Below are 20,736 nucleotides of genomic sequence, written 5' to 3'. Positions count from 1 at the left end.
CGGCGAATCTGAGGTAATCGTCAGTGCATCAGCTCCTCTCGCGACCCAAAACGACAACGCGCCACGCAGGAGGTGGCAAAGTGATGGACACCAGCTGCTTCATCCGTCCCGCGATTGAAGCGGATATCGAAGCCTTTTTTGAAATCTGCCTGAAAACCGCGAATGGCGGTCACGATGCCAGCGCTCTCTATAGTGACCCGCGTTTGCCCGGTTACATCTGGTCGGTGCCATATCTCAAGTTCGCCAAAGACTTTGCCTTTGTTCTCGTCCAGCATGACCGTCCGGTCGGCTATGTCGTGGGCGCCCCCGACACCAGCCAGTTCGATCAGGACCTGGCGGCAAGCTGGTGGCCGCTCGTGCGCCGAGAGATCGCCGGACTGGCGCCGACCCGTCCGCGCGACGCCGACGTCTTGGAACGAATCCAAAATCCTCGCAGCGGGACGGCCTGGCTTCAGCACCAGTACCCGGCGCATCTGCACATCAACATCCTTCCCGGGCTTCAGGCAAGCGGCTGGGGACGAAAGATGATCGACACCGAGCTGCAGGCGCTTCGAAATCATGGAGTCACGGCCGTGCATCTCGGGGTCGACCCCACAAACGAACGCGCCAAAGGCTTCTATCGTCACCTTGGCTTTTCCGAATTCGAACGCGATGGCGCCGTCGCCTTTGCAATGCGGATCGATCAGGGATCCCGCTGAAACCGCCGGCGCCAGACCGCTCATGACATCGGCTCCGAATTTGCAGCGTCGAGCCCATATTTCAAAGCGACGGCTGCCGGCATGGCGCTCCAGCCCTGAAGCAGGGAGCCGCGTCCATAGGGCGGCGAGAAATATTCCACCGCGCCGATCCAGCCATTGTCGAGGCAGGTTTCCCACCAGCGGGTCAGCGCGTAGCGGGCGCCTCGAAGTCCGTGGCGAAGGCGTTCTTCGGCATAGGCGCCGTCCCAATAAGGCCAGTCCGAGCCGTTATGGTAGCGGTAGGGAAAGGCGGTCTTGGATCGCAAATCGCTTTGCCGCTTGAATGGTGGATAGGCGCACATCACACCCCAACTGCCATAAGGCTGTTCCTGATTGTTGCGCGTTTCCAGCCTGGTTTCAAACGCCCTCAGGAGGCCGACAGCCCTCTCCTCTGAGATAGCACTAAATCGCGATAAGGTCAGACTGTCGAGAGCCAGATGATCTTCGACAAAAGTGCCGGGTGTCCCATAGTCGAGATATCCTCCCGTTGCCGGCACGAAGAGCCTGGCTTCGATTTCCCGGCGGGCAAGAATTGCGGTCTTGCGTGCATGTTCGGCAAGGGTTGGATCGTGTCCTTCGCCCAGCCTCGCGACAGCATCCAGCGCGCCGACGAAGAGACCGAGGTCATAGGAGACAAGGCCGTCACGGAAGACATTGTCGGCCCAATCTCGGTCGTTGCGCGGTTTCAGCGGCAGAACGCTGTCGGAACCGGCCAGGCTGACATAGCGATCCATGATCGCCCTCACTGTCGGCCAATGAAGCTGCACCTCGGCCGCGTCTTTCGTAACTCCGAAATAGTCATCGAGAAAAAGAATGAAGAAAAGCGGACTGTCGAAGTGGTCGCTCCACCAATCCTGGGGACGATTATGATACTCCGGAACTGCTCTTTTGTGGGTTTTGGGATTGGCTTTGCTGTCGGCGACGAAGCGCTGCCAGGCATCCGATTGCGCCGGTCCCGTCAGGATAACGCCGCTCGGGGCCTCTCCGTCGGGCTGTATTCCCTTGGCGAGCAGTCGGATCTCGTCGCGCACCGCCTCCGGAGCAAGCGTCAACAGCGGCTGCATCGTCCAATAGCCGTCGCGGTAATAGGTCCGCGCCGGAGCGCTATAGGCCTGTCCGGCGGCAAGGCCGGCGAAGGCACCATTTTCGTCGCGCCTTATGCTGGAAAGGGCCGCATGTATCCCCTGACTGACCATGCTGCGCATTAGCGGGTCGGCTTCAGGCATCATGTCGCAACGCGCCACATATTCCGCGGCTTCGGTGATAATGGCTTCGCTGCTGAGATCGAGGGCTCTCTCGGCTTCGTCTCTCGAGGCGCCGCCGGCAATCCGCAGATCGGAATCTCGAGCTTCCGCGATAAGGACGCCCCAGCCCATTTCGAAAATCTGCCGATGACCGCTGCGGGACACCTTCGCCCTCGCGTCTCGCCCATCCGGCTCGTGCCACCAGGCGCAACGGCGCGCTGGATAGACGCCCTGCAGGCTCACTCCATTGATCAGCATCACCGGCAGCGACTGCGCGACAAAAACGCCGCCCTGTTTCGAGACGAGCCGGTTCGGAGCGAAGGTATAGGGGCCGGTGATCGGAGAAAACCGCACACGCCCCAGGCTGCCGGCACCCCAAAGGGCAAGATCGGCATATCCGTCCGGATGAACATCCGCCTGAAGGCGTGGCGCCATTATGGGCAGCAAGACGCCGGCGTCGGCTGAAAGCTGCCCGTCGGTCGAGGGTTTTATCATAGACAGGTCCCCGACAGCCGCGTGGAGGAACCCGCAAAATGCGAAACGAAGAAACAGCTGAACCAGCCTGAGCTGGTTCCTCTTTGGGCGATCTTGGCGCGTGCGCGCCGACCCAGACAATATGTACGGTGCATACTTGTCCTCGACCCTGTTTCATTCGCGCGTTGATCACGCGTTGATCCCAGCCTACAGGCGGCTCCTCCTTTGTCAAGGACGTAGACAAATTGTCGGCTTCCGTGTACTGAACTGGGCTATGGAGATGAGGGTTGAGGACTAAACCCATCATTTCGCGACGGCTGAGAACCGGACCGACCTTACATTAGGGATACACCTCGAACTAATTGGAACGATTAGCCGGATGGCAACGACGTCGTCTATCGTACAGACTCCCATCGCACGAAAAATCTCGACCAATACGGTGATCCGAACCGTGTTAGCCAAGGGGAAGATCTCGCGCGCCGATATTGCCAAGCTGACCGGCCTGTCGAAACAGACGATTTCCGATGTCGTGCGCGATCTTGAGGATGACGGGTGGCTGAAACCTGTCGGGCAGACCGATGGTCGTCCCGGTCGGAATGCGATCATCTATGAAATCAACGCAAGCGCGGGCCTGGCGGTCTCCATCGATCTCGGAGGTACCAAGATCGCTGCGGCTATCTGCGATTTGTTGGGTAACGTCGTTGCGGAAACCAAAGTGCCCACCGACCCACGCGGCGGACCGCATCTCGTCAACCAGTTCAGCGACCTGATCACTCAACTCGCGCTTGCGGCGGGGACGACTGCCGACAAGCTGCGTCTCGTCGTTCTTGGCAGTCCCGGCGTCCTCGATCCGGCTACCGGACATATCAACGTCGCGCCGAACATTCCCGGCGTGGACGCAATGGATCTGCGGCAAGCGTTCAGCGACAAGATGGGCATACCGGTGATCATTGAAAATGACGTCAACCTCGCCGCGCAAGGGGAGAGATGGCGGGGACACGGCGTCGATGTCGGCAGTTTTGTTTTCGTGGCGCTTGGGACGGGCGTCGGCATGGGCATTATCGCCAATGGCGCGCTGTTGCGCGGTGCCCGCGGCGCGGCCGGCGAAATTGCCTATCTTCCACTCGGCGGCGATGCTTTTGATCCAGGCGGTTTTACACTGGGAACCTTCGAGAGCGCAGTCGGCAGCGTCGCCATGCTGCGGCGCTACACCGGTTTCGGCGGGCGCAACGCCTCTAGCGTGGCCGACCTCTTCGCTGCGTTCAATGCAGGCGAAACGAGCGCCATCGCAGCAATCGAAGAGACCGCGAGACTGGTGGCGATCGCTATTGCCGCCATCGGAGCAACTCTCGACCCGGAACTGGTGATCACCGGCGGCAGTATCGGTGCAAGGCCGGAGCTCGTAAACGCCATCCGCGCTTTTCTGCCGCGTTGCACCCCTTACCCGCCGCGGATCGAGATCAGCCGCTTCGGCAACCGCGCCGCTCTCATGGGAGGCATGGGTATCGCCGTCGAGCGCATGCATGACGATCTGTTCGGTGTAAAATTGCAGGACGCTTGACGATCGCAGCGGCTCGCAATCAGCCGCTGCGCCACTTGCGAAGCGCGGCAAATGCGCTAGATTTTGCGTCATGATAACAGCAACGCAGATACGCGGCGCGCGCGCCATGATCGGAATGAGCATCGAAGAGCTCGCCGCCGCAAGCGGCCTGCCGGTCGAGACCGTGACGGCCTTGGAAAAGGGCGAATTTGAGGGCGAGCCGCATGCGCTGTTCGACGTGCGCAGCACGCTCGAGGCGCATGGCATCATCTTCCTGTCGAGCGGCAATCAAGATGAAGGCGGCCCCGGCATCCGGTTGCGGGCACGCACATCAACCGATGATGGCATCCGGCCGGAAAATCTCAATGCCGCCAATGACGACTGACCAGATCCGTCTGTCAGGTTTCGCGGTCCGATCCTTTATTGCGGGAACCGGGTGTCAGAGATAGGTCTTGGCAAGGTCGGCGAGTTTGCCGCCGTCTCTCACGCCCTGTCTGTAAAGCTGAATGATAACCGCACCGATCCTCTCGGCTTCCGGCGTCGTTCTGACCAGGCCGCGTTCGTCGCAGACCTTGTCGAGCACTTGCGAAAGCAGATCGAGATCTTCCGAAAAGAGCGGTAAATCATGCGGATGAATTGATGACCGTAACATCACGCCGCACTTCCCTCCGAGGGCAAACGCCTACACGCTTGCATCGCCGGCCGCCCTCCGCAACCGGCAATGAAGTTATTATGCGTGAGGGTCCGAACTTTAGCAACTGCGCAAACTCCTGCGGAACAAAATTTCCTTCCGCATTTGCAGCAGGGATCCGAACCGGCTCAGGCGTGTTGCGATCTTTCAGATCCGCTGTTCGGCTTCATCCTGATCTGGCGTTACCGCAACATGCTTCAGCCGTTGCGGCGGCCGCCAGCAGCGATGAACGGCGGATCGATGAAGCCTTCCATGATCACCTTGGCGGTCAGCTCGATCACTCGTTCCTCGGCAAGTTCGGCAAGCGCGAGGGCAACGTCGCCCTCTGGCCAGCCGGCCTTGACCGCCTCGTCCGACAGAGCTTGGAAAGCATCGGCAAGGGCCTGCCTGCAAGTTAGGTTCTGGTTCATATCCGCCATGAGCTCGCACCAGGCCATCTCTGAGAGGAACAATCCTAATCTACACATATTCGCAAAAATGCGAAGCGCCAAAAGGTTCTCTGAAATTTAAAGCCAGACTATTCAGCGTAAAATTCTGTATAGCCTTAACGAAATAAACAAACGTCAGTCCATACTATTGATGGATTCTCAAAAATAACTAGAAGAGATATTTTCAACCACTCCCGTTAAGAGAGTATTTCATTGGATGATTTACTTCAAATGGTCAAATCGAATTCGATACACTGACCATTTTCTCTGCCCAATGGCATAGACCCGAAATCCGGCCGTTTTCAGCATCTTCGCGCCATCCTGTCAATCAGCTTCGGGATATTCCCGGCGCGAGCATGACCATCAATCGCGTCGTGGTGAAGAGGAGCTTAAATCGGTTCGGCCGTTGGGCATCGGAGGATGGCGGCGAATGCCGACCGGCGTGATCACCTTATTACCATAACGGCACCACACTGCCGTCAAAGTCCGCCGTACCATTGCCTCGGCGCGTTCAATTTTTTCAGGAGGTAAAATGTCTATCGAACTGGACGCTACTACCTATGTTCACGCCAAGCCAACGACCGCTCATTCTTATATCCTGCCGGCCGTTGTCGACGTCCTTGAAAACAGTTTTCACGAGGCAAACGAAACGGCGGTCTTTGATCTCGGCTGCGGCACCGGCGGCGCTGCCTCGGTGCTTGTGGAGAAAGGCTACGACGTCGTCGGCGTCGATCCGTCGGAGGACGGTATTGCGAAAGCGAAAGCGGTCCATCCCGATCTTCCGCTGGAAATCGGTTCCGGCTACGACGATCTTTCCAGCCGCTACGGGACCTTCGATGCGGTGATCAGCATAGAAGTCGTGGAGCATGTTTACGACCCGAAGGCTTTCTCGGCGACCATGTACGATCTGGTGAAACCGGGAGGCATCGCGGTCGTATCGACGCCTTTTCACGGTTACTGGAAAAATCTGGCTTTGGCGGTAAGCGGAAAGATGGATGACCATTTCATGCCGCTCAAAGACCACGGCCACATCAAATTCTGGTCCCCGGGGACACTCAGCACGCTGCTGCTCGACACAGGCTTCGAAGACGTCGACTTCGAATATGTCGGGAGAATTCCGCTTCTGGCAAAGTCGATGATTGCAATCGCGCAGAAACCGCACTGACCCGTCCGCTACCGCGGCCACGCACGCGCGGCGCTCACCATTAACGTGATGTGCTGACTGGGATTTCAAGGGATAAATGGTCGGGGCGACTGGACTCGAACCAGCGACCCCTTGACCCCCAGTCAAGTGCGCTACCGGGCTGCGCTACGCCCCGACCTGCCGAAACGGCTTGATTGCTTTATGAAATCGGCCTTCATAGCGCAAGGGGAAAATGATGGTCGTGGAATAAAAATAGAACGGAAGGCGTCGAAAAGCACAGATCGGCGCAAACAGTCCCACGAAAGTCCCAGGCGATGTTTCCGATGCGTTCCGAGAGCGAATTCGGGTTGACCATCCTTTCCATTTGAATCGCAAGGCGTGCTCAGCCTTAAGTGACCGGAGTCTCGTCGTCTGCAGTAGAAGCGTTCTCATTTGCAATCTGCGCCCGACCTTTGGCGATTGCAGCTTCTTTTCATCAGCGATGGCTTTGAGTACCGCCATCTTTGCGTATCCCCCTCTCCCAAGATCCTGATCGCCAACAGACACTTGATGTTGAAAAGCAATCGCGAAACAGAGACTGAAGTCCGATGTCACCACAGGCGGACATGGCTGGGTTGTTAGATTCACCGCAGGCAGACCACCATTTGCTTTTGGTCTCACCGCTCTACCTCAATCGACAGAGACAGTGGAGGAAGTCGCAGTGCGTAAGCCGATCATATTATTTGCCTTTGCCGCATTCGCCCTACCCGCTGATGCGATGGCGCAGTCGCCTGAGCTCGAGGATACCTGCAAATCCGTGGCAAAGAGCTTCTTCATGACCGATCAGCTCGCTATCGGCACCGTGCAATCGTTTCCCGAGTTGAAGCCGCCAGGTGTCCGCATGTCGTATTCGACGCGGCAGGGAACCGCGCCGGCCGAAATGACCGACATATTCGAATGCGAGTTCGACAAGGCGGATAAGCCGCACAACCTGGCGCGCTTCTGCGTATCGAGCACGTGCTATGCACCGAACGCCGATGACGGTGACCGCAAGCGCCGCTTCGACGAAATGCGCATTCTCCTCAACCGCGCTGAGAAATAGGATGGCGCCGTGCTCGGCATGATGGGTGGAGATGAAGCGTTTCGCGAAGGAAGCAGTGCGCCCGGTAACGTTCAGATTGCGACGATCTTCAGCCGACCTTCGGCGGTCTCGCGGGGCTGCCACGCCCGATAGTTCGCAATCGAAAAATGCGGAGTTTCGAAAGGCGTGGCGTGGGTTTCGGTGATGACGGTGACGTCGGCGCTGGCGGCCTCGCCGGCAAGAATGCCGGCAACGGCATCTTCGAAGACCAGGCAGTTTGCCGGGTCGACTCCGAGGCGGCTTGCACCGAGCAGATAACCCTCGGGGCTGGGCTTGCCGGCCACGACCACCCGACCGCTGACCATCACCTTCGGCATTGGAATGCCGGCTGCAGCCATGCGGCGCCTGGCGAGTTCGATCGGCGCCGAGGTGACGATCGCCCATCTGCCGTCGGGGATGGCGTTGAGGAAGCGGGCGGCATCGGGAATTTCGATGATGCCGGAGACGTCCTCCATCTCCTCGGCCAGCAGCAGATCCGCCTCGTGCACCGGATCGACACCCGGCAGGCCGAGGCCGCGGATCACGTCGGAGGCACGAATACCGTGGATCGTTTTCAGGAAAACCTCCGGCTCAAAACCATGTCGTCTTGCCCATGCGCTCCAGACGCGCTCGACGACGGCAATGGAATTCAGCAGCGTTCCGTCCATATCGAAGAGGAAGGCGTCATAGGATCTGTCGAGGACGTCGTGGTGACCGGGCACGGGTGTTTCCTTGCGAACACGAGGCAATCGGGCCTCTCCGGCAGGCGAGTAGCCGAGAGCGACGACGGCGTCAACGTCAGTCGTTGACGTCCGGATGCGTGACGTTGCGAACATCGGCCAGACCACGTGCGGCGTCGCGATTGCCGGTCGCGGCGGCGGCTTCGAAGATTCGCATCGCGTCATCGTACATTTTCAGATTGAGATAGCAGTAGCCGCGCAGAACCATCAGATCGATCCGCTCCTGCTGCAACTGGGCGCGCTGATCGAGATAGATCAGGGTTTCACGGTAACGCCCCGCGTCGAAGGCCGACAAGGCGCGATCGGCGAGGATCGCCACCTGCAGTTCTGCAGCGCGCTGGCGGCTCTGCGGCGCCTTGGTTGCCGCAACGGCGGCATTGCTGGAGAGACCGGCGCGCAGATAGGCGAGGCTCTGACCATAGGCTGCGTCTTCGCGGATCTTGCGGACCGGGCTCTGCAACGCCGTCTCGAAGGCCGAGACCGCCTCCATCGGCCGGTTGATATCCATCAGGCACCAGCCACGCGACAGCGCCTCGCCCGGCCCGAGTCGTCCCGCGTCAATGGTCGTCGAGCAGTCCCGCACCTGGCGCGGACCGCGCTCGACAGTCACCGTCTGCATCGCCGGCCTTGCGGCGCGGATGGCGAGGTCCGGTCCCGGCTGCCGCACAGTCGGCCGCTCGGCCGGAAGCGGCGCCATTGAAGCGGCCGGACGCTGCCGCGGCTCTACCGGCTGGCCCGGCTGCTGCGGCGCGAGCGGCGCCTTTGAGGACTGGGTATCGGCGCTCGACGCCGGCAAGGAAGTGTCCTGAAGATCGGCGATTCGCGCCGACCGGCCGGCCCAGCCGCGCTGGAGGTCGAGGACGCCCTTGCGGTCGTTCAGCTGCTCACGCGTGACGGCAAGGCCATAGGCGGATGGTTCGTCATCCGGCTTCCATGCCAGCGCGGTTTCGAACCAGCGCGCGGCGGTCTGGAACTGGTTGAGAGAACGGGCATACCAGCCGAACTGCTGCGCCGTCGGTACATATTTCCGGGCGATGACTTCGGCTGCGATCCGATGAAGCACGTCCTCGGTCAGATCGGCCGGCGGTTGCAGCGCCATCAGGTTGGCGGTGGCGGCAAGATAGGTTGCGGTCGCATCATCGGAATCGGCGCGCCAGCGGAACATCACGTCCTCGGCTTCCTGAGGCGCCTTGCGGGCGATCAGCACCAGCGCCAGCCCCTGCGAGGCGGCCGCCGTATCCTCCCTGTCGCGGGCGGCACGAAACCACTTTTCGGCAAGGGCAGGATTGTTGCGGCGAAGCTGGTGCCAGCCGAGCAGCAGCGCATCGGAGGCCAGCCCCTGGCTTTCGGCGAGCTTTTCGAGATGAGCGATATAATTCGGCGCGATGGCGAGCTTCGGGTCGTCATTGCTTTCAGCGACAAAGCGTCGGGCAAGGTTGTCGCGGATTGCATCGAATTCCCTGCTGCCGTCGACAGCAGGCTTTTCCAGCGCCAGCAGCGCCTGCATCGGCTGGTAGTCAAGCAGCGTCGAGGCTTTTTCGACCGTCGCCTGCCGTTCGGCAGCGTCGGCGCAGTTCTTCAGGATATAGGCATAAGCATCCTGCCCGCGCTGCGCCCTCTCCGTCCGGATGAAGGCCTCGGCGACACGCCAGAGCACGTCGACCTCGCTGCAGGTGAGCAGGCTCGGCGTCGCGGCGGCGATATCGACCACGGTCGCATATTGCTTGAGATCCGAAGCATTGATGAGGCGGGAGCGGGCCTCGGCGACACCAAGCCGCTCGAGCAGATCAACCGGCGGCTGCCATCCGGCGTCGGCGGCCTGACGGTCGGCGATCGCTTTGCGCAACTCCGCATAGCGGCCATCGGAATAAAGCTTCCACATGGCCTCGAGCTGCTTGTCGCCGTTTTGCGGCACGGCGAGCGGATCGGCCGGCGGAACCCAGTTTGGATAAAGCGCCTGAAGCCGGGAGATTTCAGCCCGCAGACGCACTTTGTCGCCGCGGCTGGCAAAATAACGAAGCGCGCTTTCATCAACGGCAGGCGGCGCGGACGCCGCGGCCTTTTGAGGCGCCGGCGGGTCGGAAACGATCGGCGGTGCGACCGGCGCCGGCTCTGCAGCTGTCTGAGGCGCGTCGGGTTGCGGTGCTGCCGGCTGCTCTGCAACGGCATTCGGCTCATCGCCGCTCTGTGCCGGTGGCGGCGACGAAGTGATCGCTTCGATCCTGTCGGCGACGCTCTCGGCATTGAATTCGGAATTGCCCGCGGGAGCGTCGTCCGGCTTGATGCGCCCCATCATCAACAGCTCCGGCGCCGGCCTGTCTGCGGAGCCAAGGCCGAGCTTTTGCTGCAGGGCGGCACGATCCTTCAGTCCGGTGACGAGGGTCGCCACCACGACTGCCGCTGACATCGCCACGAGAGAAGCTTTCACAGACACTCCGGATGCTTCTCCCCGATATAGGCCAGGCCCAGCAGTTGAAGCGTGGACGGATAATAGAGCGTGGGTGCGAATTGCAGAGCCGAGACCGGCAGCCTCGTCCCGTCGATTACACAGGCCACAACATCGTTAACAATTCTATAACCCGGGTCCAGCAACACGGTCTTCGGCCGGCCGGTGGTCAGATCGATCGTGACCGGAATGCCATTCTGCGACATGCCCGTTCGCAGGCGGTTTAACAGCGCCTTGTCTCTGATGCCGCCGCGCGCGAGATAAAGCGGGATGCGAAGAGCATTATAGGCAAATTCGGCGTCGAAACCCTCTGCCGGTCGCGGTGGGCCGCTGAGGCTGACCCATTCGGCAGGAAGCTTGCGCGGACCGAACTGCATCGTCTTCAACAGCGCCACGCCGTCGTCCGAAAGCTTTTTCCAGGCATCGGAGGGAGCAAGCGCTGCCATGACGGGCATTGCCTCGTAAATCCAGTAGGAAGGATTGACGACAGGGCCGTCGCCACGATCGGCAGCGCCAAAACCTTCGCTGCCCGGCATCAGCAGCGTCCGGCCCGCCGATCGGACGACGGCTTTCGCAAGCAGCGCCTGCGCCATGCGGGAGGCGGCGAGGATATAGTCGTTGCGCTTCCATGCGGTGCCGGCAAGCGCCAGGGCATAGGCGATCAGCATGTCGCCATCCGTGGCATTATTGGTGTCGGTCACGTGCGGCTTGACGTTGGGATCCCATTTCCAGACGGCCAGGCCATCGTCGCGCAACAGCAGCTCGGTACGGGTAAAATACCAGATCTGCTCGAAATCCGCAGGGCTCGCCGAGAGATAAGCGAGCAGCATGCCATAGCCCTGCCCTTCGCTATGGCTGATATTGCCGTTGCCGTTATCGATGATCCGGCCGCTCGCATCGAGAAATTTCGCCTTGTAGGCGGACCACGCATCGGCATTGATCATCGCCGGCTGCGCGGCGGCGGACGGGCCTGCCGGGGCGAACGCAGCCAGCGCCGCAAGCAGAAGCACGCGCCACCACCTCATTTGGACCGCCCCAGCGTTTTGAGCATGCGCGAGGTGGCGAGGCCGATCAGCAACACGAAGACGACGAGTAGCGAAGCATAGGAGAGAATATTCGTCGACAACCAGTTGGCGGCGATCAAGCGGTAATTGGCGATAGACCAGGGCGTGGACGGGACGAAATCGAAGCGGGTGACGGGCACTGTATCGATCTTGCCGGTCTTGCTCGAATAGGTGGTGATATGGCCTGATATCTGCGGCCAGTTCAGCTGACCGGTCAGCACCTCGAGCCCTTCGCGCAGATCCTTTGCCGATGGTGCCGCCACCACGGTCCATGAACCCTCTCCCAGGGGGCTGGAGCCTTGCGCAACCATGAGCGTGTCGGCGTTGGAGGGCGTGAAGACCGTCTCGGCGCCGGGGATGAACTGCAGCGAACTGCGGGTGATATCGAAATTGCGCCCCAGCCATTCACGGAAGGCGGTAATGCGGCTGCGCAAGATACCGCCGCTGACCTTGGAATTCCACGTCTCGAAGGCCGTGCCGGTATCGACGGCACCTGGCTCCGTGTCGGCCACCGGACGCCACGAGGCTTGGCTCGCCGTCGAGATGTTGGCTTGCGTCAGCGCGGTTGCCGGCATCTGCGAAATCGAGCCGATGAAGATGGCGTCCCGATCGCCAATCGTATTCGGCGAAGCTACGGTTTCGACGGCGATCGGATGGCCGGCCATCACCGCCATCTGACCGAGCAGCGTAGCCGCGGCCGAAAGCGTATCGGCATCGACGCGATCGATGAAGAGCGGCGTCGGTTCCGTCGCCCGGCCATAGGGATAGGCTGTGCCGGAAATGGCGGCCAGATTCGGACGCTGCCCAACGCGGGCAAAATCCGGAATGTGCACTTCGGAGGTATCGAACAGGGCAAAACGGGGATTGGCACCGGCGGTAGCACCCGGAGCGCAAGCGGCATCGTCCTTCGTCATCAGGATCGTCTCGATCCCAATCGTATTGAGGCCCGGTTTGAAGTGGCGCATCGTCACGCGGATCGGCAGATGACGGAGAATGCCTCCGGTGGTCGAAGTAAGCGGCACGGTGGAGGCAATGTTGTCGTTGATGTAAATATCGATCTGGCTGCCTGGCAGCACATTGTCGGTATAGGCGGCATCGAGCAGCACCTTCGCCTCGCCATAGGCATTGGCATAAAAATCGGCCGGCACGGCGACATTGAAGCTGGTGCGGAACCGCCGGCCGGAAAATTCCGTCGTCTTCACGCCGAGTTGCGAGAGGGCAATGCTGGTGTCGGAAAAGACCAGCGGCGCATTCGGCGCGCTCCAGCGCTCGGTGGTCAGCGCATCGCGGCGGACATCCGCGGACCTGTCCGTCGGCGAAACGATGGTATCGATCGCCGAGGACACGGATTGCCAGGAGGGGCCGCTGATCAGAAGCACCGGCGAGCCGCTGCGCGGATCGGTCACGAAAGCCGCGAGCGGCGCGCTTTCGGCTCCGGGCGGCAGGCCGGGAAGGAACGGCCGCAGCTCCGCGGCAGTCCCGACGAGCACCCCGAGCTTGCCAGGACCGGCGGTCGGGAGGGAGGCAGCGCTGAAGGCAAATATCTGGTTCGGCATGCTACTCAGCACCGACAGACCCTGTGCCAGCCGCAACAACGGCTTGGTCGTCCCCGGCTGCTCCAGCGCCGGGACGACGATATCGAACTCCGTCCTGCCGGCGCCATCGACGCCGATGGCGCGGATCGCGTCGGCACTCGAAAGCTCCGCGGCATTGCCGCCGGCAAAGCTCAGAAAGGTTCCGGCCGGATCGATATTCGACCATAATTCATAGGTGGACTGGATGCTGCAATCGGTGCGATGGCGTTGCTCTGCCTGGAAGGTCACAAGATTGGCGCCCGGCTGCAGCAGGCCGGAGGGAACTTCGAAAGTGACGGCGGAAAAGCCGTCCGCCGAGCTGACCCGCTGCTGACCGATCGGACGATTGTTGACATAGACGGTCAGCGCGGAGGCTTCCGGCGCGACGACGATCGAATTCTGATAGGCGAAGGTGAAACTCGCCTTGGCGGCCGCCTGCTCGGGAGTCAGATAGACAGACCATGACCGGCGGTCATATTCGCCGCTGAGGCTGAATTTCGAAAAGGGCACTAGATACCGCCTCATATCGCGGTGGCGCGGGTGCGAAGCGGCATTCGCCGCCGCGCCAGGCTGAGGCGCCGGTGTCGCCGGTTGCGGCACGGCAGTGATCGGCGCAGGAACGGGCGTGGGCGTTACGGAAATGGGTGGCGTGACAGGTACCGGCGCCGTCGCTGCGGGCGGAGCGGGCGGCGTCAATCTCGGGGCGGTGGACGCGCCGGGCGGCCGCTCGCCGGACATATCGAAGGGCGCCGTCTGCGCCTGGGTGACAGCGGGGGCATGCAACAGGAGAAGCGCAGCGGCGACGATCTTTCTCATCCGGCATTGACCTTTGCCGCCCGCTGCTGCGCCTCCCGCTCCGGCCGCATGCTGCGGAAGAGGTAAACCAGGCCGCGGCTGGTCTGATAGAGCGACAGGCCGAGAAACCAAAAGGTGCCGCGGATGAGGCCCGGATTGCGGCGGCGCGATTCCTGAAACTGGGTCCACTGATCGGAATTGGCAAACATCAGATCGGCGATCAGGCGATGATCAAGCGCGCTTTTCGGCACATATTGGCAGCCGACATTGCTGATGTCGCCTGATGGCTCGATGTTGCGGACGATCAGCGGCAGGGTTTCCAGATCTGCCCCGCTATAGGGCCGGAAGCGCATCTCTCCGGGGGCGCCGACGAGCAGTTCATCGAGATGCTTGTTGAAGATATGCAGCCTTGCACCGTGGACGGAGACATCCTCGATCGAGGCCGCATACCACTTGCCGTTGGCGTAAAACTCGCAGCGCCGGTTGACGCGGACGCGGCGGGACAAAGCGCGCTCGCCACGTTCCGACACGACGCCGAGCGCGCAGCCGGCCATGATCAGGTTGATGATGTTCCACCCGCCGACGACAAGTGTGACGTCGGCCTTATAGGGCTCGGCATAAATCCTGTAGAAGGTGATGACGAGCGCGATGATCTGTACCGCAAAGATTACGAAGAAGGGACGGCTGATCTCAGACAGGCGGCTGACGGCGATCGATTCGTCCTTGGCGGTGACCTTGAAGGTCGGCTTCCGCGGATTGAGCATGACCGAGACGACGGCCGGCAGCAGATGCACGGTCTGAACATATTCGTAAAGCTCGGAAATCCAGGGCCAGCGGAAGGATCCGTAGAGGTAGTTCTGCATCATCAGGTTCACGAGCATATAGGCAAGCGTATAAGCAAGGAATTCGCCGCCGGAGGCCGTGAAGATCTCCAGGTCGAAGAACAGGTAGAAGAGCGGCGCAAACAGGAAGATCGTGCGCGGGAACGGGAAGAGCCAGAAAAGCGTGGATGACATGTAGCACAGGCGCTGCGGGATCGACAGGCCGCGCTTCAGAAGCGGGAAGCGGAAGCGCAGGATCTGCATCATGCCCTGCGCCCAGCGGCTGCGCTGGCCGATGAAGCTTGCGAAAGTGGCCGGTTGCAGCCCGGCGATCAGCGGCTTGTCGACATAGATGCTGTTCCAGCCGCTGCCATGGAGAGCCAGCGCCGTCTCGCAATCCTCGGTAATGCTGATACCGGAAAAGCCGTTCTGGGATTCGAGCGCCTTGCGGCTCAAGACTGCAGCCGAGCCGCAGAAGAAGGCGGCGTTCCATTTGTCGAGGCCGCGCTGGATGATGCCGTAGAACATCTCATTCTCGCTAGGCATTTTTTCGAAAGTGCGCAGATTGCGTTCGAGCGGATCGGGATTGATGAAGAAATGCGGGGTCTGGACGAGAAAGAGCTTCGGGTCGTCTTCGAAGTAGCCGACCGTCTCGAGCAGGAAATCGCGAGCCGGCGCGTGGTCCGCGTCGAAGACGGCAATGAGTTCGCCGGTCGAATGTTTCATGCCGTTGTTGAGATTGCCGGCCTTGGCATGCTCGTTGCGGTCGCGCGTGAGATAGGTGACGTCAAGATCCTGGCAGAGCTGCTTCAGCTCGACATGGCGGGCCGCCGCCGCCTGGGCCTCGAGCAACTTGCCGGAATTGCGCTTCTGCAGGGTGCCGCCGTCGTCGAGCAGCCAGACATGCAGCTTGTCGGCCGGATAGTCCATCGCCTTGGCGGCAGCCAGCGTGTTTCCGAGAAGGCCGGCATCCTCGTTATAGGAAGGCACGAACACGTCGACATGGGGCAAGCGCCCGGGATTGGCGGCTCGCGATGGGCGCGACGGAAGCGGTGTGGCAACGATGAAAAGGCTGAGCGCCAGCATCGCGACGCTGTACATTTCGGCAAGATAGAGCAGCAAGCCGGGAATGAAATTCTCAGGCTGGTTCAGCGGCGGCAGGGTGTTGGTGGTGCGCCAATAGACGTAGCGCAGCACGATCGACGTTCCGAAGGCAAGCGCCACCAGGCGCCATGTCCCCTCGCCCTTCAGAATCTTGATGAGCGCCATCACCGTGACGACCGTAATGCTGGTGATGAGCTGGGTCTGCAGATTAACCGGCAGAGTGATCAGCACGATCATGCAGAGCGAAACAACGGCCCATATGAAGACACTGCGGGCTTTGCGCATCGACGTTCCTTCGAAATTGCGCCGAGGCACCCTCTGTTACCCCGGGGCATACTCTATCTCCGGCAGACGGCCGTCATGGCCGCGTCGCCTATGCAGTCCGGCGAGGGCACCGTGACGCCGATCGCTCTTGCCGATTGTTCCAACGGCGCGGCGGCCGGCGCGGCACTCGTCTGTGGCGCCTCGCTCGGCAGCGGCACGCGCGGGCCGATGGGCGCCGGCAAGGGCGCGGCGCCCTGCGCCGGTTGCTGGCTTGGGGCGCTGCGAACCGGAGCTGTCCGCGGCAGGCGGACTATGTCAGGCGCCGGCTCGTAGCCGATCGGCATCGGGCTGGCGCGATATCCGCTCTCATCGGGATAGATCGGTTCACCGGTACGACCGAGCGCCGCGCTGGCGGGGGGCGGGTTACCGTACGGATTCCAGGTCGGGCCGTCGAAGGTGCCGGTGATGGTATAGCCGTAGACGATGCCAAGCAGCTGGCGCTCGGTGGCGCGGGCATCGCACAGGCGCAGGCGCAGCTGGATCATGCCGAAATTGCGCGCCTGGGTATTGGCGGCCGCGCTCGAGCGGATCTGCTGCCAGGCATAGATGCAGGTATCGCCGGCGCGGCTGTGGCCGGAAGCATAGCCGAAGGGGCCATAGGCGTTCTGGAGGAAGGTCGCCGATGTCGCCATCGGCACGCCGGGAGCCGAACGGGCCACCTCGCGGGCAATGCCGCTCTCGTTGATCATGCTGAAGCTGGCATTGCCTATCCCGGGATTGGCCCCGGAAGCGCCGAAGAACTCGGCTCTCAGAAAATTCTGGCCGGGTACGGAAGATGAGGTGAACAGCGAGATCGTCTGCTCGACTCCATTGCCGCGCTTGCGCTCGACGACGTTGACAATCGACGGTCCGCCCGGCGGCGGCAGGACCAGCGCCTTTTCAGGCGCCACCGTCTCCGGTCCGGAAGGCTGTCGCACACCGCCTGTCGACGTGCAGCCGGCCATCAGACCCGCCACGGCCAACAGCGATATCGTCTTCCCCAAGCGCATGTCTCGAGCCGCCGTAATCGTCTTTCCAGATATCCATTCGCAGACCGAAACGCGACGGACCGTCGAATCAAGGGCCACCCGGCCGTTCACCTGACATAAATCGCCGACATGGTTAACGAAGAGTAAAGAGCCCGACCCTGATGCCACCAGACGACTCGCGTTGAACGTGATTCGGACAGCTCAACCGTATGGTGCATAAACCGGTTTAGCAACAAACAATCGGCGCCCCGGCCTCTCCCACGACGCCAAGGCGGTAGCGGAACTATGCGGTATGGCGGGCGTTGCCTTGATGTCCAGAGTTCAAAAAGGAGATCATCCCATGCGCAAGATCATGCTGGCTACAGCCGCCATGCTGACCATCTGCTCGGCCGCCTTCGCACAGAGCACGGTAATTGTCACCGATCCCGCACCAACCGGCTCCGTCGTCCTGCCAGGCGAGGTGCGCACCTATGTCATGGAGCAAAACACGCCATCCGTCGTCTATGACGGCGAAATCGCGGTCGGCGCGACGCTGCCGGATACTATCGAAGTCCACACGGTGCCCAATGTCGATGGCTATGCCTACACCGTCGTCAACGAGCGGCGCGTGATCGTCGAGCCGAAGACGCACCGCGTGATCCAGGTTCTCGAATAAGGGATTGGGGGCTGGAAACGCGAGTCCTGTACGACTTCACGTCCCCTCATCTCCCGCGCTCACCGGCACGTTCAAGAGTTCCCGGATCTTATGAGCGAGTTGCTCCAGGCTGAATGGCTTGGCGAGCAGCGAGACGCCGTGGTCGAGCACGCCATTGTGGACGATGGCATTGCGCGTGTAACCCGTGGTGTAAAGAATCCGGATGGCCGGCCATTTTTCTTGAACGGCATCAGCTAGCTGACGTCCGCTCATCTGCGGCATAACGATATCGGTGAAGATCAGATCGACGTCGGGATTCTCCTCCAAAAGGAGAAGCGCCTCCACGCCGCTTGCCGCCTGCAACACGCTGTAACCGAGTTCGTGGAGGCTTTCGGCAGTCATGGTGCGGACGTGTTCATCGTCCTCCACCACCAGGATTGTATCATTGACGCTTCCCTGAGGAATCGGCTGGGCCCCGGCGGCGGCCAGGCGGGCATCCGCCTTGCCGACATGACGCGGCAGATAGATCTTCACCGTCGTTCCCCGGTCGATCTCCGAATAGATCTTGATGTGGCCACCACTCTGCTTGATGTAGCCGTAGACTTGGCTCAGCCCGAGACCGGTTCCCTTGCCGGGTCCTTTGGTGGTGTAAAACGGGTCGAAGGCGCGGTCGATTACATCGGCCGACATGCCGATTCCGGTGTCGGTGATGCTGATCATCACATACTGGCCCGCCTCAACCTCCGAATGCATCCGCGAATATCGCTCGTCTAGTTCGGTATTGGCGGTTTCGATCGTCAGATGACCGCCGCCGGGCATGGCGTCGCGCGCATTGACGGCAAGGTTCAGCATGGCGTTTTCGAGTTGGCTGAGATCGGCGAAAGTCGGCCAGAGGCCACCGGCAAGCACGGTCTCGATTCGGATATGTTCGCCGAGCGTGCGCCGCAGCAACTCCGACATGCCGCCGACCAGCTTGTTGACGTCGATCACCTCCGGCGCCAGTGGCTGCTGACGAGAGAAGGCGAGAAGACGTGCGGTCAATACCGCGGCTCGCTGGGCTCCATCTCTGGCGTTCTGAAGAGAGTTCAGCAGGCGCGGATCCTCGCGTCCGGTCATCCGCCGCTGGGCGAGATCGAGATTGCCGATGATGATTGCCAGCATATTGTTGAAATCATGGGCGACGCCGCCAGTGAGCTGACCGATCGTCTCCATCTTCTGCAGCTGGCGCACCTGCGCCTGGGCCGCGGCATTCTCTTCCATCTCATGCCTGAGTTCGGCAGTGCGCTGCACCACCGTTTCTTCAAGGCGCGCATTAAAGCTGTTGAGTTCGCTGCGAAGGCGGCTCTGCCTGCCATGGGCGACAACAATCGTCTCCATCAGGCCGATGATGATCACCGCATTGATGAGAAAGGTCGCAAGGCCGATCCATTGGCCGGCGCTCACCGGCCAGAAGGCATCGTGCGGCTCGACGAAAAACTGCTGGACGAGGAAACCGGCGAGTATGGCCGCCACGAGGCCCGGCCCGGCGCCGCCCATGAAACTTGCGAGCAAGATCGCCGGAAGGAAGCTCAGGAAGGGAAATCCGGAGAGATAATCGCTGGCGGCAAGTCTTAGAAGGAAGGTCAGACCGACGAAGGCAACGGCCAGCGGATAGGTATAGCCCGGCCTGTGACGCAGCCAATCCGTGGCACTCAACAAATCCATTCCACACCCCTTCTCGGCCGTCGCGGAAACGGCATCCCAGCTTTTGCACATCGAATTTCGCCGGGCAATATGCTGTTTCCAAAGCGCGGCGCGATCTTTCAGATTCGCTTGCCGCGCCTTACACTTATATGTTTACACATATCGGCGTCTCAAAACGGCTGAACTGTTTTGTGCGACAAGTTTTACACCGCTGCGCGTGGCGTCTTGACGAGCTTCGCAAGCGGTCCACATAAATCTTCGTGCCCGGCAGGGGAATGGGTGGACGGGATCATGAAAGACATATTCATCGTCGAGGACGATGCGCTGATCGCCATGTTGCTGGAGGACATGCTCAGCGATCTCGGCTATCGGGTTTGTGCGAGCGCGCCGGATCTGGAAAGAGCGCTCGCAACCGCCAGGGACGCGGAATTCGACGCTGCAATCCTCGACGTGTCCCTCGCCGGCCGGAGCTCGCTGCCGGTCGCAAAGCTGCTCGACGAACGCGGCAAGCCCTATCTCTATGCAACGGGATATGGCAGCGCCCCGGAAGGCAGCAGCCCCAGCGCGCTCCCGGTGCTGCGAAAGCCGTTCCAGCTCAGCGAGCTCGAGCAGGCGATGAAGCAGCTTTGCGGAATCTAATCAGCGCACCTGATCGAGCAGACGCTTGCATTCCAGGAGGTCGTAGAGGGCCTCCTGAAGCAGCGCCCTGTCTTCCTTGCCGACGCTCGATTTGCCGATCGAGACTTCCGGCTGCTCGTCGTCTCCGGCGACGAAATTGAAGAACCGGCGGGTGATCGGCGGCTTGGCACGGCCGACAATCTGATCCTCCTCCGCCATGGCGACACGCGGTTCCCCGGCGCCCGCCTCCTGCGCACCCGAGGCAAGCGCCTCGACGCTGGCGAGATCGCCATGGCCGACCGATATGACGAACTTGTTGCCGTTGGTCTTCAGAAGCTTCTGCACGCCCTTGATCGTATAGCCGTGATCATAGAGCAAATGCCGGATGCCCTTGAGAAGGTCGACATCCTCCGGCCGGTAGTAGCGACGGCCGCCGCCGCGTTTCATCGGCTTTATCTGAGGAAACCGCGTCTCCCAGAAGCGCAGCACATGCTGCGGCAGATCAAGATCGTCTGCGACTTCGCTGATGGTGCGAAAGGCATCGGGGCTCTTGTCCAACGTCATACTGCTACGCAACCTCGCAGGCTCGATCCAACGGCGACTCACCA

General features: G+C 61.2%; 18 protein-coding genes and 1 tRNA gene. 7 read left to right on the top strand and 12 right to left on the bottom strand.

Annotated elements, in window-relative coordinates; all coding sequences use genetic code 11:
• Window positions 1-83 precede the first annotated feature (83 nt).
• The gene (locus tag Tal182_RS08385) at window positions 84-698 is read left to right on the top strand and encodes a GNAT family N-acetyltransferase (protein ID WP_085859143.1); all 615 of its coding nucleotides are present in this window, start codon (window positions 84-86) and stop codon (window positions 696-698) included.
• 20 nt (window positions 699-718) lie between these two features.
• Here the strand turns inward: Tal182_RS08385 and Tal182_RS08380 are convergent, their stop codons facing one another.
• Entirely contained in the window at window positions 719-2,476 is a 1,758-nt protein-coding gene (locus Tal182_RS08380) for a glycogen debranching protein (protein WP_085859142.1), read from the bottom strand.
• 358 nt (window positions 2,477-2,834) lie between these two features.
• Here Tal182_RS08380 and Tal182_RS08375 point away from each other — a divergent pair, with 358 nt between their 5' ends.
• Both Tal182_RS08375 and Tal182_RS08370 read left to right on the top strand, forming a co-directional pair.
• Window positions 2,835-4,016 carry an ROK family transcriptional regulator gene (locus Tal182_RS08375; RefSeq protein ID WP_085859141.1) on the top strand — a complete coding sequence of 394 codons (1,182 nt, stop codon included), beginning with the start codon at window positions 2,835-2,837 and terminating at the stop codon, window positions 4,014-4,016.
• Between the two features lie 70 nt (window positions 4,017-4,086).
• Entirely contained in the window at window positions 4,087-4,380 is a 294-nt protein-coding gene (locus Tal182_RS08370) for a helix-turn-helix domain-containing protein (RefSeq protein ID WP_064801731.1), read from the top strand.
• A gap of 54 nt (window positions 4,381-4,434) precedes the next feature.
• Here Tal182_RS08370 and Tal182_RS08365 read toward each other — a convergent pair whose 3' ends face one another.
• Together Tal182_RS08365 and Tal182_RS08360 are read right to left on the bottom strand one after the other, a co-directional pair.
• Window positions 4,435-4,647: a hypothetical protein gene (locus Tal182_RS08365; protein ID WP_064801730.1), complete on the bottom strand. Its 213-nt coding sequence runs from the start codon at window positions 4,645-4,647 to the stop codon at window positions 4,435-4,437.
• 236 nt (window positions 4,648-4,883) lie between these two features.
• Complete coding sequence (locus tag Tal182_RS08360) at window positions 4,884-5,105, bottom strand: hypothetical protein (protein WP_064806073.1); 222 nt, start codon at window positions 5,103-5,105, stop codon at window positions 4,884-4,886.
• Window positions 5,106-5,646: 541 nt separating this feature from the next.
• On the opposite strand from Tal182_RS08360, the gene Tal182_RS08355 reads away from it, so the two are divergent.
• A complete protein-coding gene (locus tag Tal182_RS08355) occupies window positions 5,647-6,279 on the top strand; it encodes a class I SAM-dependent methyltransferase (RefSeq protein ID WP_064801727.1) in 633 nt (210 codons plus the stop codon).
• 77 nt (window positions 6,280-6,356) lie between these two features.
• On the opposite strand, the gene Tal182_RS08350 is transcribed toward Tal182_RS08355, so the two are convergent.
• Window positions 6,357-6,433: transfer RNA gene (locus Tal182_RS08350), tRNA-Pro, on the bottom strand.
• Between the two features lie 525 nt (window positions 6,434-6,958).
• Here Tal182_RS08350 and Tal182_RS08345 point away from each other — a divergent pair.
• Window positions 6,959-7,339: a hypothetical protein gene (locus Tal182_RS08345; protein WP_064810084.1), complete on the top strand. Its 381-nt coding sequence runs from the start codon at window positions 6,959-6,961 to the stop codon at window positions 7,337-7,339.
• A 71-nt stretch (window positions 7,340-7,410) separates the two neighbouring features.
• Here Tal182_RS08345 and Tal182_RS08340 read toward each other — a convergent pair whose 3' ends face one another.
• From Tal182_RS08340 to bcsN, 6 genes are all read right to left on the bottom strand, one after another.
• Window positions 7,411-8,079, bottom strand: coding sequence for an HAD-IA family hydrolase (locus tag Tal182_RS08340; RefSeq protein WP_085859140.1), 669 nt, complete (start codon window positions 8,077-8,079; stop codon window positions 7,411-7,413).
• Window positions 8,080-8,155: 76 nt separating this feature from the next.
• The gene (locus tag Tal182_RS08335) at window positions 8,156-10,525 is read right to left on the bottom strand and encodes a cellulose synthase (RefSeq protein WP_085859139.1); all 2,370 of its coding nucleotides are present in this window, start codon (window positions 10,523-10,525) and stop codon (window positions 8,156-8,158) included.
• Window positions 10,522-11,568, bottom strand: coding sequence for a glycosyl hydrolase family 8 (locus Tal182_RS08330; RefSeq protein ID WP_085859138.1), 1,047 nt, complete (start codon window positions 11,566-11,568; stop codon window positions 10,522-10,524). Before Tal182_RS08330 ends, Tal182_RS08335 begins: the two co-directional genes overlap by 4 nt.
• Window positions 11,565-13,997 carry a cellulose biosynthesis cyclic di-GMP-binding regulatory protein BcsB gene (locus Tal182_RS08325; RefSeq protein ID WP_085859137.1) on the bottom strand — a complete coding sequence of 811 codons (2,433 nt, stop codon included), beginning with the start codon at window positions 13,995-13,997 and terminating at the stop codon, window positions 11,565-11,567. Before Tal182_RS08325 ends, Tal182_RS08330 begins: the two co-directional genes overlap by 4 nt.
• The gene (gene bcsA, locus Tal182_RS08320) at window positions 13,994-16,186 is read right to left on the bottom strand and encodes a UDP-forming cellulose synthase catalytic subunit (RefSeq protein ID WP_064811672.1); all 2,193 of its coding nucleotides are present in this window, start codon (window positions 16,184-16,186) and stop codon (window positions 13,994-13,996) included. Before bcsA ends, Tal182_RS08325 begins: the two co-directional genes overlap by 4 nt.
• 53 nt (window positions 16,187-16,239) lie before the next feature.
• Complete coding sequence (bcsN, locus tag Tal182_RS08315) at window positions 16,240-17,214, bottom strand: cellulose biosynthesis protein BcsN (protein ID WP_085859136.1); 975 nt, start codon at window positions 17,212-17,214, stop codon at window positions 16,240-16,242.
• A gap of 319 nt (window positions 17,215-17,533) precedes the next feature.
• On the opposite strand from bcsN, the gene Tal182_RS08310 reads away from it, so the two are divergent.
• On the top strand, window positions 17,534-17,848 hold the full coding sequence (locus Tal182_RS08310) for a DUF1236 domain-containing protein (RefSeq protein WP_085859135.1): 315 nt from the start codon (window positions 17,534-17,536) through the stop codon (window positions 17,846-17,848).
• 36 nt (window positions 17,849-17,884) lie between these two features.
• Here Tal182_RS08310 and Tal182_RS08305 read toward each other — a convergent pair whose 3' ends face one another.
• Window positions 17,885-19,531, bottom strand: coding sequence for an ATP-binding protein (locus Tal182_RS08305; protein WP_064810079.1), 1,647 nt, complete (start codon window positions 19,529-19,531; stop codon window positions 17,885-17,887).
• A gap of 270 nt (window positions 19,532-19,801) precedes the next feature.
• Here Tal182_RS08305 and Tal182_RS08300 point away from each other — a divergent pair, with 270 nt between their 5' ends.
• Window positions 19,802-20,149, top strand: a complete 348-nt coding sequence (locus tag Tal182_RS08300) for a response regulator (protein ID WP_064801709.1) — start codon at window positions 19,802-19,804, stop codon at window positions 20,147-20,149.
• Here Tal182_RS08300 and Tal182_RS08295 read toward each other — a convergent pair whose 3' ends face one another.
• Window positions 20,150-20,692: a MerR family transcriptional regulator gene (locus Tal182_RS08295; RefSeq protein WP_064801706.1), complete on the bottom strand. Its 543-nt coding sequence runs from the start codon at window positions 20,690-20,692 to the stop codon at window positions 20,150-20,152.
• Window positions 20,693-20,736 lie beyond the last annotated feature (44 nt).

This window comes from Rhizobium sp. TAL182, assembly GCF_002117725.1.
GTDB lineage: Bacteria > Pseudomonadota > Alphaproteobacteria > Rhizobiales > Rhizobiaceae > Rhizobium > Rhizobium esperanzae.
The sequence above is the reverse complement of the archived record's forward strand: the minus strand, read 5'-3'. Positions and strand labels throughout refer to the sequence as shown.